This window comes from Streptomyces sp. NPDC023527 (assembly GCF_055560115.1).
Window position 1 is genome coordinate 217,036 of the sequence record NZ_JBVHJJ010000013.1, and the last position, 14,833, is coordinate 231,868.

Annotated in this window: 8 protein-coding genes; 5 read left to right on the forward strand and 3 right to left on the reverse strand. The window is 72.9% G+C overall.

Going from position 1 to position 14,833, the window contains the following annotated elements:
• Window positions 1–23 precede the first annotated feature (23 nt).
• Window positions 24–3,830 (reverse strand): peroxidase family protein, encoded by a 3,807-nt coding sequence (locus tag ACZ303_RS25215; protein WP_467342602.1) that lies wholly within the window; start codon window positions 3,828–3,830, stop codon window positions 24–26.
• Window positions 3,827–4,237 carry a hypothetical protein gene (locus ACZ303_RS25220; RefSeq protein ID WP_467342604.1) on the reverse strand — a complete coding sequence of 137 codons (411 nt, stop codon included), beginning with the start codon at window positions 4,235–4,237 and terminating at the stop codon, window positions 3,827–3,829. The genes ACZ303_RS25215 and ACZ303_RS25220 overlap by 4 nt, the downstream gene beginning before the upstream one ends.
• Window positions 4,238–4,426: 189 nt before the next feature.
• Between ACZ303_RS25220 and ACZ303_RS25225 the strand changes: the two genes are divergently transcribed.
• The 5 genes from ACZ303_RS25225 (at window position 4,427) to ACZ303_RS25245 (ending at window position 12,429) form a co-directional block, all read left to right on the forward strand.
• On the forward strand, window positions 4,427–7,486 hold the full coding sequence (locus ACZ303_RS25225) for a patatin-like protein (protein ID WP_467342605.1): 3,060 nt from the start codon (window positions 4,427–4,429) through the stop codon (window positions 7,484–7,486).
• A gap of 282 nt (window positions 7,487–7,768) precedes the next feature.
• Window positions 7,769–8,254: a DUF6643 family protein gene (locus tag ACZ303_RS25230; protein WP_467342607.1), complete on the forward strand. Its 486-nt coding sequence runs from the start codon at window positions 7,769–7,771 to the stop codon at window positions 8,252–8,254.
• A 75-nt stretch (window positions 8,255–8,329) separates the two neighbouring features.
• Window positions 8,330–9,163 (forward strand): MOSC domain-containing protein, encoded by an 834-nt coding sequence (locus ACZ303_RS25235; protein WP_467342608.1) that lies wholly within the window; start codon window positions 8,330–8,332, stop codon window positions 9,161–9,163.
• Between the two features lie 146 nt (window positions 9,164–9,309).
• Entirely contained in the window at window positions 9,310–9,912 is a 603-nt protein-coding gene (locus tag ACZ303_RS25240; protein WP_467342610.1) for an Rv1733c family protein, read from the forward strand.
• 96 nt (window positions 9,913–10,008) lie between these two features.
• Window positions 10,009–12,429 carry a right-handed parallel beta-helix repeat-containing protein gene (locus tag ACZ303_RS25245; RefSeq protein ID WP_467342612.1) on the forward strand — a complete coding sequence of 807 codons (2,421 nt, stop codon included), beginning with the start codon at window positions 10,009–10,011 and terminating at the stop codon, window positions 12,427–12,429.
• On the opposite strand, the gene ACZ303_RS25250 is transcribed toward ACZ303_RS25245, so the two are convergent.
• Complete coding sequence (locus ACZ303_RS25250) at window positions 12,399–14,744, reverse strand: hypothetical protein (RefSeq protein ID WP_467342614.1); 2,346 nt, start codon at window positions 14,742–14,744, stop codon at window positions 12,399–12,401. The two genes, ACZ303_RS25245 and ACZ303_RS25250, sit on opposite strands and share 31 nt — an antisense overlap.
• Window positions 14,745–14,833: the final 89 nt, after the last annotated feature.

Sequence of the window (14,833 nt, forward strand, 5' to 3'; positions counted from 1 at the left end):
CAGGCCCGCCTTCGCGGTGGACCTCAGGAATCGGCCGCCTCCGGAGGGGTGTTCCAGGGCACGAAGGCGTTGTCCAGCCCCGCCAGGGCCGTGCGCAGCTCCGGGTGATGGCGCAGCAGGACCGTGAGCATGGTGTTGTCGTCGATCCAGGCCATGCCGGCCTTGGAGTACACCTCGGGCGTGTAGTACTCGGTGAAGAAGCGGTCGCTGTTCAGTCGGCGCGAGGCCATCAGGACGAAGATGCGGAACGCCGTGTCGCTGAAGGCGAATCCGGCCGGAAGCTTCTCGGCGAACATGCCGACCGTCAGGTCGACCTTCTCGATGTCGTCGTCGTAGAGCCGCTTGATCTCCTTGGCCCATGCCGGATCGTCCGTCAGTTCCTCGAAGGTCTCCGCGGGCTTCAGCCGCAGCAGTCGGCGGAACTCGTTGTAGCGGGGGACGCCCAGCTCCCGGCTGCGCAGGATGTCGGTGGCGGCGAGGTCCTGCAGGTGCCCGTCCGGTCGCTCGTACTCCTGGAGGAACTTCGGGAAGTTGTGCAGGGTGACCAGGCCCGGGGGGAGCGTGCCGAAGCTGTAGAGCAGGTCGGACGGTGCCATGGTGCCCAGGATCCGCAGCGCCTTGGGGCCGGCGATCTCACGGAAGGTGCACTGCTCCAGGGTGGAGTTGTCGGTGGCGGAGCGCAGGTGCCAGTCGTCGCGGATGAGCGGGTGCATCCGGTAGACGGCCACGAATTCCTCGGTGAGGGCGTACGGGATTCCGTAGTGGTCCGTTTCGCCGCCGGGGATGCCGCTGATGACCTCGCTCCCGCTGATCCGGCCGAAGAGGTTGTGGAGGCGCTCGCCCGCGATGCCCCACCAGTTGGCCCGCAGCGCCTTGACGGTGGTGGGGTGGCTGATCACGGCGGGCGTCCACTCCGTGGTGTGGATCTTGGCGAGGAGAGCGGCGTTGACGAGCCGGGCGCGCTGGAACAGTTCCTCGTCGTCCCAGTTCGGGTACGCGGCGTGCAGGTGGTCGCAGATGGCGTTGTGCTCGCGGATGAAGAGGTCGTGCATCATGGCCAGGCCCAGCCAGAAACCGGGGATGCTCGACGGGTCGGGGGCGGACGGAGTGCGCTTGTCGTTCCACAGGTGCAGCTTGCCCTGCTTCCTGGTGCGCAGCGCGCGTTGTTCTTTGTCGTTCGTCCCGTAGATCTGGGAGGCGTCCCACCAGTGGGAGGAGACGTTGACGCGGGTGTCGGGCGTCCCGGCGGGCGCCTGGGGGTCGCGGGTGGGGTCGTCCGGTGTCCGCATGATCCGCATGGGGCGCTCGGGCCACGGGTCGTCGCCCAGGAGCGGCACCTCCCAGGGCCGGTCCTCGGGGCTCGTGCCGTGGCTGAACCAGTCGCGGATCATGAACTGGAGCCAGGCGGCGACCAGGGAGTTGACCGACTCGGCCGCGATGAGCCGGTGGCGGGTGAGCAGGGCGCGGCTGACCTCGCGCGGGTTCGGTCTGGACAGGACATCCTCGGGTGCGGCCGGGGCGATCCGGTCCAGCGGGATGTTGCGGCCGAAGCGGGTTCCCGCCATGCCCATGCGGGGCTCGTCGAGGTCGTTGTGGCTGCCGTCGGAGGTGCGGTCGACCTTGTGCCTCTCGGACGGCGGTGCCGGGTCGGGAAGATCGACGGAGGGCAGTCGGGTGGTGTCGTGGAGGTTCTCCTGGCGGAGTTTGACGCGCAGCCCGAGGAGGGTCAACAGGCCTGGTGTGACGGCCAGTTTGTCCCAGCCGACGCGCCGGTCGACGTAGGCGGCGATGCCGGTGACGATCCTCCAGGGGAGGGTGGAGCGGTAGCCGGAGCCGGGCCGCCGTGGGGTGCGTCGTCGCGTGCTCATGGTGGTACTCCTCAGGGCGGCGCCGGTCAGGGCGTGGGGTGCGGTGGGGCCGGTCGCGGTGCGGGCCGCGTCGGCGAGGATCACGTCGCTCGCCTTCTCGCTGATCATGTAGACCGGGGTGACGACGAAGAATCCGGGGATGCGGGGAAAGACCGAGGCGTCCACGATGCGCAGGCGGTCCACGCCTCGTACCCGGAAGTCGCTGTCCACGACGGCCGAGGGGTCGTCGGCGCGGCCCATCCGGCAGCTGCAGGACGCGTGGTGGCCCCATGCCTCGTCCTGGACGAAGCGGCGGACGTCGTCGCGGTCGCGGACGTCCTGGCCTGGCCACAGCTCCTTGAGGATCACGGAGTCGGCCCTGCGGTTCATCCCGCGTACGAACTCCACGGCGTCGGCCATCGCTTCGAGGTCCAGGCCGTCCTCGTCCGTGCCTTCGGTGAAGTAGTGGAAGTTCACCAGCGGGGTGTCGCGGGGGTCGGCGGAGCGCAGGAGCACCCGGCCCCCGGTGTTGTGGGTGCGGCTCTTGAGGACGGCCCAGGTGAACCGGTCGTGGTGGCGGGTCAGGTCGAGCGCGTAGCCGGGTCGGTAGCCGCGGAAGTCGAAGGGGCCGCCGAAGATGAACAGGTCCGGGGCGTCCAGGTCCGGTCGGGATTTCCGGGTGATCCCGACGACGGCGCCATTGGTCGTGTACAGCCCCTGGCCGCGCCGCCAGGCCCGGTAGCAGCGGTCCGGTTCGGCTCCGGGCTCCGGTGCGTGGAAGGAGCAGTCCTTGATGACGGGGAACTCGCGGTCCATCTGGCTGACCACGCCGACCTCGTAGCGGTCCTGCAGGTTGGCGCCCACGCCCGGCAGATCGACGCGTACGGGGATGCCGTGCCGCCGCAGCTCCTCGGCCGGGCCGATGCCCGAGAGCATCAGCAGTTGGGGCGTATTGAAGGCCCCTGCCGCGAGGATCACCTCGCGGTCCGCCAGGACCCTGCGCCGGACCGGCGGCTCGTCGTCGTGCGGGCTGTTCGGGTCGGCGCGGTAGGCGTGCGGCCGGTCCAGGTAGTCGACGCCGATGGCCGCTCCGTTTTCGTCCAGTACGACCCGGGTCGCCAGGGCGTTCGTGCGGACGATCAGGTTGCTCGGGTGGCCGCGCCGCACGGCCTCGACACGCTCGCGGGCGGCGCTGCGGCGCCCGTTCGCCGTGGACATGGGGATCTGCCAGAGGCCCTGAAGGGCGTGCGTCTGCACGTGCCAGTCGTTGGGATCGACGAAGGATTCCAGCCCTTCCAGCGGGGACAGGGGCCGGCCGAGGAAGTCCGCGAGCGATTCCTCCGCGGCCGAGAGGAGGACCTTCAGCAGCTGCTGGTCCTGGACGACCAGCCCGGGGTCGGCGAGGTCGGTCGGCAGCCAGCCGTCGAAGCCGTGGCGCGAGTCGTTGCGGTACCTGGCCCCGATGAAGGGCAGGTGCCTCAGGATCGCGGCCCACAGGGGATTGGCGGGCGGCCTTTTGGGGCGGGACCGGTACGTACAGCGCTCCAGCCGCTCGAAGTACGTGCGCATCGCCGTGCTGTGCCAGGAGGCGTCGCCGGTCTCCTCCGCGATCGCGTCCCAGTCGCGGTTGTACGGGTAGACGGTGATCATCGCGTGATGCGCGGTGCAGCCGCCGACCGTCCCGGCACGCGGGTAGAGGATGCCCTTGCCGGGCACGAGCTTGCTGTCGCGCGCGTGCTGCCGCTCGTCGGCGTAGTGCCGTACGAAGTAGTCCCAGCGCTGGGCGGGGTCCTGGGAGGCGTCGGCGTGGAAGGCGGGCACCGAGTAGTTGTCGCTCTCCTCGGCGTCGCCGGCGTCGAGGAGCAGGACGCGCATGCCCGCGGCGGCGAGGTTGGCCGCCAGCGGTCCGCCGCCTGCGCCCGCACCGACGACGACGTAGTCGAAGCCCGTCTCGGCCGGGGGAACTTCGCGCTCCGTGGTCACTTCCGCTTCCTCTTCCCGCAGTCGGAGCCGGAGGTCCTCGCGGTGGCCGCCAGCACCGTGTTGACGGCCGAGATGAGCGTGGTCAGGGCGGCGGTCCGCGGCGCCAATTGGCCACGGACGCCGAGCAGGGCCGCTGTCGCGGTGTCGCTGCCGTGGATCAGGACGCCCTCGCGCAGGTCTTCGCGGAGCCGCTCGCCGCTGTGGGTGAGCAGGTCGAGGCCGAGCAGGATCGTACGGATCCCGAACAGCCGGAAGGCGTAGACGGCCGCCGGGCCGGGCTCACGGCCAGGGTCGAGGCGCCGGATGAGGACGGCGGGTGTCAGCAGGCCGGTGACGCCGTTGAAGAGCCGGACACCGGCGAGCAGGTACACCGGGACAGGGCGGCGGTCGGCGCGTGGCTTGGCCATGATGGCTCCCTGAGGGTGTCGTGACTGCCGTGGCGGCGGAAGCGCCACCGGATTCCCCTACAGGGGCTGAAATGTCATGCAAATCCACACTATGAGCGCGATTGCCCGGACGCACCTCGAAGACCCCGGATGGGCTCACATGGCCCTGCCGTGGGTGCGGGCGCTGCCGGTCGGAGTTCCCATGGGGACGTGGACACAAGCGAAGAAGTCCGGGGCGAGAACGCTCACCTACGGTCCGAGCTGCGGCTGGCCGCCACGTTTACGGGCGGCGTCAGCCTGGCGGTGTGGATGGGTGGCGTCGCCCGGGAGATGAACCTCCTGGCCCGTCCCGGCTCCGGCTCCGGCCCGTCGGACTGGCAGGCGCCGGTGGAATCCGCGGACCGGGCGGTGAGGGAGAAGTACCAGCGGCTGCTGGACCTCCTGCGGCTGGACGTCAGCGTCGACGTGCTGTCGGGCACCAGCGCCGGCGGCATCAACGCCGCCTTCCTGGGGCTGGCGAACGTCCGGCGTCGCGACATCGGCGGATTGCGGGACCTCTGGCTCGACGAGGGCTCGCTCGGCAAGCTGCTGCGCGACCCCGCCCAGAAGGCTCCGCCGTCCCTGCTGCTGGGGGACGGTGTCCTGCTCAATGGCCTCCGCCTCGCGATGAAGAACCTCATCGGCGGTGATCCGGCCGCTCCGGGCGCCGCGGGAGAGGACCACACGCGTGTCTTCATGACCACCACGCTCCTCACCGGGCTGGAGAGGATGTTCCGGGACGACTACGGCACCGCGATCCGCGACACCACCCATCAGGGCCTGTTCACCTTCGACGCCCAGCAGCTCGGCTCCGACACGGTGGTGGACGCCCTCGCGCTCGCGGCCCGTAGCAGCGCGTCCTTCCCCTGCGCCTTCGAGCCGGCGTACGTGCCGGTGGGCGAGGAGGGCACGGACGGTCACCCGGACATGTCCCCGTATGTGAGCGCCGGTACCCGGACCCAGTTCTGCGTGGACGGCGGACTGCTGGCGAACCGCCCGCTGGGCCCGTCGCTGCGGGCCGTGTTCGAGCGCCCCGCGAGCCAGGAGGTGCGCAGGGTCATGGCGTACGTGGTGCCGTCCCCCGGTGTGGCCGACGCTTCCGTGGCCACGCCTCCCGGCCAGGACGACGTGCCGGACGTGGGCCCGGCGCTGCTCGCCGACTTCGACGCCCTGCGGTCGCAGAGCATCAGCGCCGACCTCGACGCGCTCACCGCCCATAACGAGCGGGCCGGCGCCCGGCAGCGCGCCGAGAGCCGCCTGGCGCTCCTTGCCGGGCCGGGCGGAGATCTGACGGTCAGGGGGCTCGTCGGCGCGTACCGCGACGTCCGTGTCCAGGCGTTGGCCCGCGCCGCCGCGAACGAGACGCTGCGCCAACTCGCCTCGGGCGGCCGTCGCGCGGCGGACGGCCGCCCTGTCGGCTTCGGCTCCGATCTCGACACGCTCACCGCCGCGGCCGCGACGGCACTCGCCACGAGACTGCCGGAAAGCCTTGAGGGTGACGGCCTCTTCGACCAGTTGGCCCGGTTCGGCCGGCCGGCGCTCGACGGGGCCAAGGCCACCGTGCTGAGGCTGGTGTACGGCGGTTTCGCGGCCGAACCGCCACCGTCGCCCGACCGGCGCGGCATCTTGGACGGTTTCCTCGCGAAGGTGCACGAGGCGGTGCCCACGGCATCGGAGACGGTGCCGGTCAAAGCGATCTCCGAGGTCCTCGAACGCCATGTGGGGGCATCAGGCGAGACGCTGCCGCCGGACGTGGTCCCCGCACTGGCGGCGTCGGTCGACTGGCAGAACGCGGCATGCGGCCAGTTGCCCTCGGACGCCGAACGGCCTGCCCTCGCGAGCGCGTGGAGCGCGCTCGCGGACGTCGTCCTGAGCGCGCGCGACCCTCTCCTGGCGCTTCTGCTGTCGCCCGGCCGGGACCCCGCGGACGTCACCGAGGTCCTGACCTACTTGACGGGGGCGGCCACACCCGAGGCCCCGGCGCCGAGCCCGCCCGTGGACGGGGTGGCCCGGCGGCTGTTCGGCCTTCAGGCGGCGCAACGAGTGTTCTACGCTGACGAGTCGGCCGCGCGGCAGGTGGTGGAGCTCGTCCAGATGAGCGCCGACACCAGGACCCGGCTCGACGGCCGCAGCCTGGCCGACGAGAAGCTCACCGGGCTCCAGCTCGGTCACTTCGGCGCCTTCTACAAGAGATCGTGGCGCGCCAACGACTGGATGTGGGGGCGCCTGGACGGGGCCGGCTGGCTCGTTCACGTCGTACTGGCCCCACGGCTGCTGGCACGGCTCGCCGACAATCTGGGAGCCGCCTTCGTGGAGGAACTCAAGGAAACGCTGAGCGATATCGCCGGGGGCGGGCCTCCTCCGGGGGTGTTCGACCCCTTCCCCGACGGCGAGCCGGCCGAGCTGGCATTCCTCACCGCGACCGGTGTCGAGCCGCCGGCCGCCCTCCCCGCCACCTCCATGTGGGTGGCGAGCGGGCCGCAGCGTCTCATCGCCGCACATGAACTGCGCTGTGTGGCGGGGCAAGCCGCGCACGACAGGCGGCTGGGGACCGCCGACACCGCCGACTCCTTCCTCGCCGCGTACGAAGCGGCGGCCGGCGGCCCGCCGGACACGGCAGCGGTTCCGCCAGACCGCGCCGCCGATCTCCTCAACGCCTGCCGGATCTCGCGCGAAACGTTCGCCGGAGAGCGCGGCACCAAGCAGCTGACCCGCACCATCGTGCAGAGCGCCGCGGTGGCGTCGAACGCCATCGAGGACGGGACCGCCAAATGGAAGTCGCTCCGGCCGCTGTTCGGCACGGTCAGCAGAGCCCTGCGCCTCACCCACCAGGTGCTCGACCCCAGAGCGATCGGCGGCAAACCATTGGTCGTCGGGCTGCTCCTCGTCGGCATCGGCGCGATCGCCACCACCAGCACCGTCGGCCTGATCGGCCTGCTCGGGCTCGCGGCGGTGCTCGGCGGCGTCATCCTCCTGTCGATCACCGCCCCGGGCCGGGTCGTCAAAACCCTTGTGGCGGGCCTGGTGGTCGCGGCCATCGCGGTACTGGCCCTTGCCGGCTTCATGCCGACGGCGAGGGACCGCCTCTTCTCGTGGCTCCGCGACACGGCCGTGCCGTACCTCGGCGACCACGCGTTGCTGTGGACCGCCGTCGTCCTCCTGCTGCTGCTCCCGCCCGTGTGGACGCTTGTCGACGTATTCCGGACGGTGGGCGGCCGGCGCGGCCGGTGAAGCGCCGCGCCCCGACGGCATCCTGCCTGTCCGCGGCCGGCGCCCGTTCAGGGTTCCACGCGCGGAGGTCGCCGACGAGGTCTGACGACGCGCCAGAAACATCATAGGAAAGGGTGCAATCAGGCCATCAGGTATACGGATTCACGGCGCACCGATCACCCTCTCGTACGCATCTGTCCTCGCCTGCCCGTTCTGCCCTGACCTGCGTCTTTGCAGGTCAGAAAGGGGTTGCGGAGCCCTTGGCGTAGACCCGGCCACGGGAGTGGGCTTAACTTATGCGCTATGACCTCCCCCCGCAGCACCTACGGCGGTGGCTACTACGCCACGTCGTCGTTCCCGGACACCCCCATCTACGACAGCCTTGTCGCCGAGCGGGGTACTCCGCAGATCGCGCCCATCCGGGTGTCGTCGCCGTACGACGGCGGGAGCCAGCTGCCCGCCCTCCCGGCGCTCCCCTCCGGGCCCTCGGCCGCCCCGCAGCCGCCGGCCGGCTACGCCGCCCAGGCGCCGCAGTACGGCGGCTATCCGGCCGCCGGGCAGCAGCAGCCCGCGGGGTTGCAGCAGGCGCCCGCGCCCTACATCCCGCAGCAGGCGCCGCGCGGCTACCCGGGCCCGCAGCAACAGCAGCAGCAGTACCAGCAGCAGCGGCCCGCGCCCGCCGCGGGTCCCGCCGGTTATGACGCGATGCGTCCGGTCGCGCCCCGCCCGGCGCCCGCGCCGTACGAGGACCCGTACAACCGCCCGTATCCCCAGCAGGGCGGCTACTGACGGCCCTCCCCGTCCGGCCGGGCCTGACCCGGGGGGAATCGTTCAGCCACCTGGTCCGGATGGCAAAATGGCCGCATGTCCACGCCAGTACTGACCGCGATCCACTTCTATCCCGTCAAGTCGCTGGCCGGGTGCGCGCCCGACGAAGCGACCGTGGAGCCATGGGGGCTCGCGGGCGACCGGCGGTGGATGATCGCCGACGACGACGGCGCGCTGATCAGCCAACGGCAGCACGCCCGGCTCGCGTTGGCCTCGGCGCGGCCACTGGCGGGCGGCGGCGTCCGGCTCGCCGCGCCGGGGGCCGAGCCGATCGAGGTGGCCGTGCCCGATCTCGCCGAGCAGGGCGGCACGGTCACGGCGCAGGTGTTCCGGGACAAGATCGAGGCGGTGCCCGCGGGGGCCGCCGCCGACGCGTGGCTGAGCTCGTATCTGGGCACGTCGGCCCGGCTGCTGTACATGGACGACCCCGCGACGCGGCGCGGCATCGACCCGCGGCACTCCCTGCCCGGTGAGACGGTGAGTTTCGCCGACGGCTATCCGCTGCTGGCCACCACGACCGCGTCGCTCGACGCCCTCAACTCGCTGATCTCCCAGGGGGACCGCGCCGAGGAGGGCCCGCTGCCGATGAACCGGTTCCGGCCGAACCTCGTGATCGACGGCACCGCGCCCTGGGCCGAGGACGACTGGCGGCGCGTGCGCGTCGGCGGGATCACCTTCCGGGCCGCCAAGCCCTGCGGCCGGTGCGTCGTCACCACCACCGACCAGAGCACGGCGGAGCGGGGCAAGGAGCCCCTGCGTACGCTCGCCCGGCACCACATGATCGGCAAGGCGCTGGTGTTCGGCATGAACCTCATCCCGGAGCACACCGGCGTGGTGCGCGTGGGCGACGCGGTCGAGGTTCTCGACTGACCTGCCCCCTCCCCCGACCGCACGCCACCCGTCAACGTGCCGCCGCGAACGGCGCCCGCAGGGGGTGATTTTGCTCTCTCCGCCGCCTTCCTCCGCATGCGATGCCCTGTGTGAGGTATTTACGGACGCGGAAGGGGGTGAGCGTTGTGCGCGCGACGAGATGGGTATGGCGCTGGCGGCGCAATCCGCTGCGTCGTCGGACCGATGTCCTGGAGACCTGGGTGGGACTGGCCGCCGTGGTGCTGATGCTGCTGGCGGGAACGGCCGTCGGCTGGACGACCGGCTCGCTCGCCCACGAGGCGCTGCGGCAGACCGTCCGTGAGCAGCGACAGCACCGGCATCTGGTGACCGCCACGACGCTGCGGGCCCTGCCCCGCGGGGCCACCGAGCCCGACCGCGAGACGACCGCGGGCCGTGAGGGGCACCGACGGGTGGTCGCGCGCTGGCCCGGCCCGGACGGCGGCAATCTCTCTGGTGTGGTCGCCGTCCGGCACGCGGCGCACCCGGGTCACCGGTTCCCGCTGTGGACCGACGACCGCGGGCGGGTCTCCGGCCGGCCGATGGACGAGGACACAGCGGTCGTCCACGCGGTCCTCGCCGGTGTCGCCTCGGCCGCGACGACGGCCGGTCTGGTGGAGGCCGCCCGCAGACTCGTCGTCTGGCGGCTCGCGCGGCGGCGGTACGCCCTCTGGGACCGGGCGTGGCGACAGGCGGCCCAGACCTGGGGCCGTGCGGACGCGGGGAGCTGACCGGTCAACTCCCGTGGCCCACGCGCGCTACGGTGGTCCGGCCGGTACGTTTCCGTCCCGGTGAACGCAGGCACGAGGTGGGGGCAGAGCAGCACCATGGCACAGGGCTCGGTCCAGGTGACGCACACCGGCACGGCGCGATGGCGGCGGCGCACGGGCGAATACGACTCCCTGGCCTCGGCCCTGGAGGCGGCGACCGACGGCGATGTGCTGTCCGTCGCGCCGGGCACGTACCGGGAGAATCTGGTCGTCTCCCGCGCCATCACCCTGCGCGGCACCGAGGGTTCGCCCGGTGCGGTGCGCATCGCCCCGACCGAGGGCGTCGCCCTGACCGTACGGGCCTCCGCGGCCGTGCTGGATCTCTACATCGAGGGGCAGGACGCGACGGCACCCGCGCTGCTGGTCGAGGACGGCGCCCCGGAGCTGGCGGACCTGCGGATCTCCACGCGCTCGGCGGCGGGCATCGAGGTGCGCGGCGGCTCACGCCCGACGGTGCGGCGCTGCACGGTCGAGAACCCCGGTGGCATCGGCATCAGCGTGCTGGACGGCGCGGGCGGCTTCTTCGAGGACTGCGAGGTGGTGTCGGCGGGCCAGTCGGGCATCGCCGTGCGCGGCGGGGCCCACCCGCGCCTGGAGCGCTGCCGGGTGCACCACTCCTCGGGCGCGGGGCTGTCGATGACGGGCGAGGGCAGCGCCCTGGAGGCGATCGGCTGCGAGGTGTACGAGATCCGGGGCGCCGGGGTGCAGGTGTCCGCGCGCGCCGCCGGGCATCTCACCGACTGTCAGGTGCACCGCACGTCCGGCGACGGGGTGACCCTGGACACCGACGCCGTGCTCGCCCTGATCGACTGCGACATCCACGACGTCCCGGAGAACGGGGTCGATCTGCGCTCCCGGTCGGTGCTGTCGATGACCCGCTCGGCCGTCCGCCGGTTCGGGCGCAACGGCCTGTCCGTGTGGGATCCGGGCACGCGCGTGGAGGCCGACCGGTGCGACATCCACGAGAGCACGGGCGACTATCCGGCGGTGTGGGTGAGCGACGGGGCGAGCGCCGTGCTGGGCGCGTGCCGGGTGCGCGATGTGCCGGACGCGCTGTTCGTGCTGGACCGCGGCTCGGTCGTGGACGTCGTCGACAGCGACCTCGCCCAGGTCCGTAACACCGCCGTGTCCGTGAGCGACGGGGCGACCGCGCGCCTGGAGGACTGCCGGATCCGCGAGGCGGGGACCGGCGCGTGGTTCCGCGACCACGGCAGCGGGGGCACGCTGGCGGACTGCTCCATCGACGCGACGGCGACGGGCGTCATCGTCACCAAGGGCGCCGATCCCACCATGGAGCGGTGCGTGGTGAGTTCCCCGGCCGAGGCGGGGTTCTATGTCTCGGCGGGGGGCCGCGGCACGTTCCACGACTGCCGGGTGACGGGCAGCGGTGGCTATGGCTTCCACGTCATCGACGGCTGCCGTACGACCCTGACTCGGTGCCGTACGGAGCGGTGCGCGCGCGGCGGTTACGAGTTCGCCGAGGCCGGCACCGTCAGCGAGGGTTGTACGAGCGACGAGAGCGCGACCGCCACGGCCGGGGCCTCGATGTCCCTGGGGCGGGTGAGCGCTCCCGTGGTGCGGGCCGCGCCGCCGGCGACGGTGCTGTCGGTCGGGGTGCCGTTGCAGCGTTCCTCCGACGACGCCGTGTCCGTCGCCTGCGACAGCGGGCGGCCGGCGGCGACGGTGCTCGGCGAGCTCGACGCGTTGGTGGGCCTGGAGAGCGTCAAGCGCGAGGTGCGGGCGCTGACGGACATGATCGAGGTGGGGCGCCGGCGGCAGGAGGCGGGGCTCAAGGCGGCCTCCGTGCGCCGCCATCTGGTCTTCACCGGCTCCCCCGGCACCGGCAAGACCACGGTCGCCCGTCTCTACGGCGAGATCCTCGCCGCCCTCGGTGTCCTGGAGAGCGGACATCTGGTGGAGGTCTCCCGGGTGGACCTGGTGGGCGAGCACATCGGCTCCACGGCGATCCGCACCCAGGAGGCGTTCGACCGGGCGCGCGGCGGAGTGCTCTTCATCGACGAGGCGTACGCGCTGTCGCCGGAGGACTCCGGGCGGGACTTCGGCCGGGAGGCCATCGACACGCTGGTGAAGCTGATGGAGGACCACCGGGAAGCGGTCGTGGTGATCGTCGCCGGCTACACCGCGGAGATGCGGCGGTTCCTGACGGTCAATCCAGGTGTGGCCTCGCGCTTCTCACGCACCATCACCTTCGGCGACTACGCGCCGGAGGAGCTGCTGCGGATCGTGGAGCAGCAGGCGGAGGAGCATGAGTACCGCATCGGTCCGGGGGCGGGCGAGGCACTGCTCACGTACTTCACGGCGATCCCCAAGGGTCCGGCGTTCGGCAATGGCCGTACCGCACGCCAGACCTTCGAGGCGATGGTGGAGCGGCACGCTGGCCGGGTGGCGCAGCTTGCCGACCCGAGCACCGACGATCTCACCCTGCTCTATCCGGAGGATCTGCCCGCGCTGCCCTGAGCCGGTGTCCGGGCCGCCAGGCGGGCCAGCAGGGCCGTGCGCTCCTGGGCGAACGCGGGGTCGGCCTGGTATTGGGAGTGGCCGAGGATCGGGGTGGGCAGCGGGTGGTCGACCGTCCGGCCGTAGGCCAGGGGGTCCTTGAGGGGGCCGTGGTCGACGGCCGCGCCGGTGCCGTCGGGGAGGCGCACGGGGCCGCCGATGGGGTCGGTGAGCCGCCACAGATTGCGCCAGCAGCGGATGTCGCGGTGCAGCGCCGTGAGCTGGGCGGGGCCGAAGTAGGCGGGGAACCAGCGTCCGTAGAGCCGCTCCAGGGGTGAGCCGTAGGTGAGGAGGGCGACCCGGCGGCGGGTGGCGGGGTCGAGCTGCCAGACGGCGGCGGCCGCGAGGACGCTGCCCTGGGAGTGCCCGGAGATGACGAGGCGGCCGCCGGTGCGCTCGGTCCAGGTCCGCATGCGCCAGGTGAGGTCGGGCACGGCGCGCTCGGCGTAGCAGGGCGGGGCGAAGGGGTGGGCGGCGCGGGGCCAGAAGGTGCCGACGTCCCAGAGGATGCCGATGGTGCGCCGGGCGGCGGGGTCGCGGTAGGCGCGCCGGCCCCACGTCAGCAGCAGGACGATGCCGAGCCCGACGCCCCAGGAGCCCAGCGCCTGCGCGGTCTGCGCGGTGTCCTCGACGATGGCGGGTGTGCCCTCCGCCGCCTGGCCGGGGACGTCCCTGGTGGCCCAGGCGCCGGCGAGCGCACAGCCGCCGAGGAGGAGCGTGAGGGCTCCGGCGGCGCCGACGATCCAGGGGGCGGAGTCGGTGAGGCCGGCGCGGGCGATGGCGCCGGCGATGACGCCCGTACGGCCGGGGTCGGGCCGTTCGCCGGGATAGCCGTCGGGGACGGTGCGGAAGAGCGCGCGGCGCACGTGCACGGCCCGGGCGGTGAGCAGGACGACGAGCCCGACGAGGGCGGCGAGCAGGGGCGGGACGGCCGCAGCCTGCCAGGAGAGGACCACCGGTGGTCCGGCGATGGGGCCCTCGCCCATGCCGGGGGTGGCGCGGCCGTCGAGCCAGTCCGCCATCCGCTGGGCGACGCCGCCGGACATGAGGCCGCCGAGCGCGCAGGCCAGCATGGCGACGGCGGGTCCGGCGAGGCCGCCCAGCGGGGTCCGCTCCACCGGCGCGGCCCGGTGCAGGCGTCGGGCCGCGAGCGCCAGGAGGACGACGAGGAGCCCTTGGGCGAGGGCGATGAGGCCGAAGGTCCGGTCTCCGGGGAGCATGCCGCGGGAGGTCCAGCCGGGGCGGTTCCAGGCCGCGTCGAGGGCGGCGAGGGCGAGCAGGGCCAGGGCGGCGGCCGGCAGGGCCCGTACGGTGGGGTGGTCGGTGCCCTCGTCGCGGGTGTCCTCGGTGCGACCCCGGCGGCAGACGGCGAGGACGACGAGCGCGGCGGCCGCCGGCAGCGATACGACGAGCGCCCATCCGACGGCGTCGAGCACCTGGCTGCCGCCGGGCGCGCGGTCGTAGCGGGTGGTGGCCTGGACGAGCACGACGGCGACGGTCAGCAGGGCCGCGGCGGTGTGGGCGGCGCGCAGCCGGGCGACGATCCGCCGCCCGTACCAGAAGCCGGGCAGGCACAGGGCGGGGCGGCCGCCCGTGCCGCAGTCGCCGTTGTCGGCGGCAGGCCGCTGGGACTCATAGGCGCTCCAGGTGCGGCGGGAGAGGAACCACAGCACGCCGGTCAGCAGCGCGGGCAGCGTGGCGGCCAGGGCGAGCCGCCGGCCGGGCTGGCTCCACCAGCCGTGCCGGTCGGCCGACATGAAGCCGAGCCATGCCTTTCCGGAGGAGCACGCGCGGGTGCCAGCGCACTGCCAGGCCGTCAGGTCGAGGGAGACCTCGCAGACGGCGGCGGTGAGCAGGACGGTGAGGCTGAGCGCGACGAGGCGCACCAGCAGGCCGTAGGCGCGCACGGTCCGGGCGCGCCCCTCGGACGTGGGGCGCATCCAGTGGGCGAGGTTGACGACCATGAAGGGCACGAGCACCAGCCACAGGGCGCGCGAGCCGTTCCCCGAGGTGAGGTTGGACCAGACGTATGCCTCGCGGACGGGCCGGTCGCGGTAGTCGCCGGGCCGCTCCTCGGCGTCGAGGTCGTCGGCGCGGCGGTGGATGCCCGCCGTGTCGTCGCCGGCGACGCGCTCGGTGCGCGGGTCGGCGAGCATGCCGTGCGGGGTGGCGCCGCCCACGCCGTGCACGAGCAGTTCCAGCGCGAGCTCCGGCTCCGCGCCTTCGCGTGGCCGCGCCGCTCGTGAGACCGTCGTCGGTCGTTCCGTCAGTGCCACCGCGTCCCCCGATCCCGGTGTGTCCTCGCTTCCAGCATCGTGCCAGGACCCACTGACAACAGCCCGCCACAGGCGAGCGAAGCGCAATT

Coding starts and splice junctions, on each gene's coding strand:
- ACZ303_RS25220 (WP_467342604.1), bottom strand. CDS start 4,237: ATGGCCAAGCCACGCGCCGACCGCCGCCCTGTCCCGGTGTACCTGCTC.
- ACZ303_RS25230 (WP_467342607.1), top strand. CDS start 7,769: ATGACCTCCCCCCGCAGCACCTACGGCGGTGGCTACTACGCCACGTCG.
- ACZ303_RS25235 (WP_467342608.1), top strand. CDS start 8,330: ATGTCCACGCCAGTACTGACCGCGATCCACTTCTATCCCGTCAAGTCG.
- ACZ303_RS25245 (WP_467342612.1), top strand. CDS start 10,009: ATGGCACAGGGCTCGGTCCAGGTGACGCACACCGGCACGGCGCGATGG.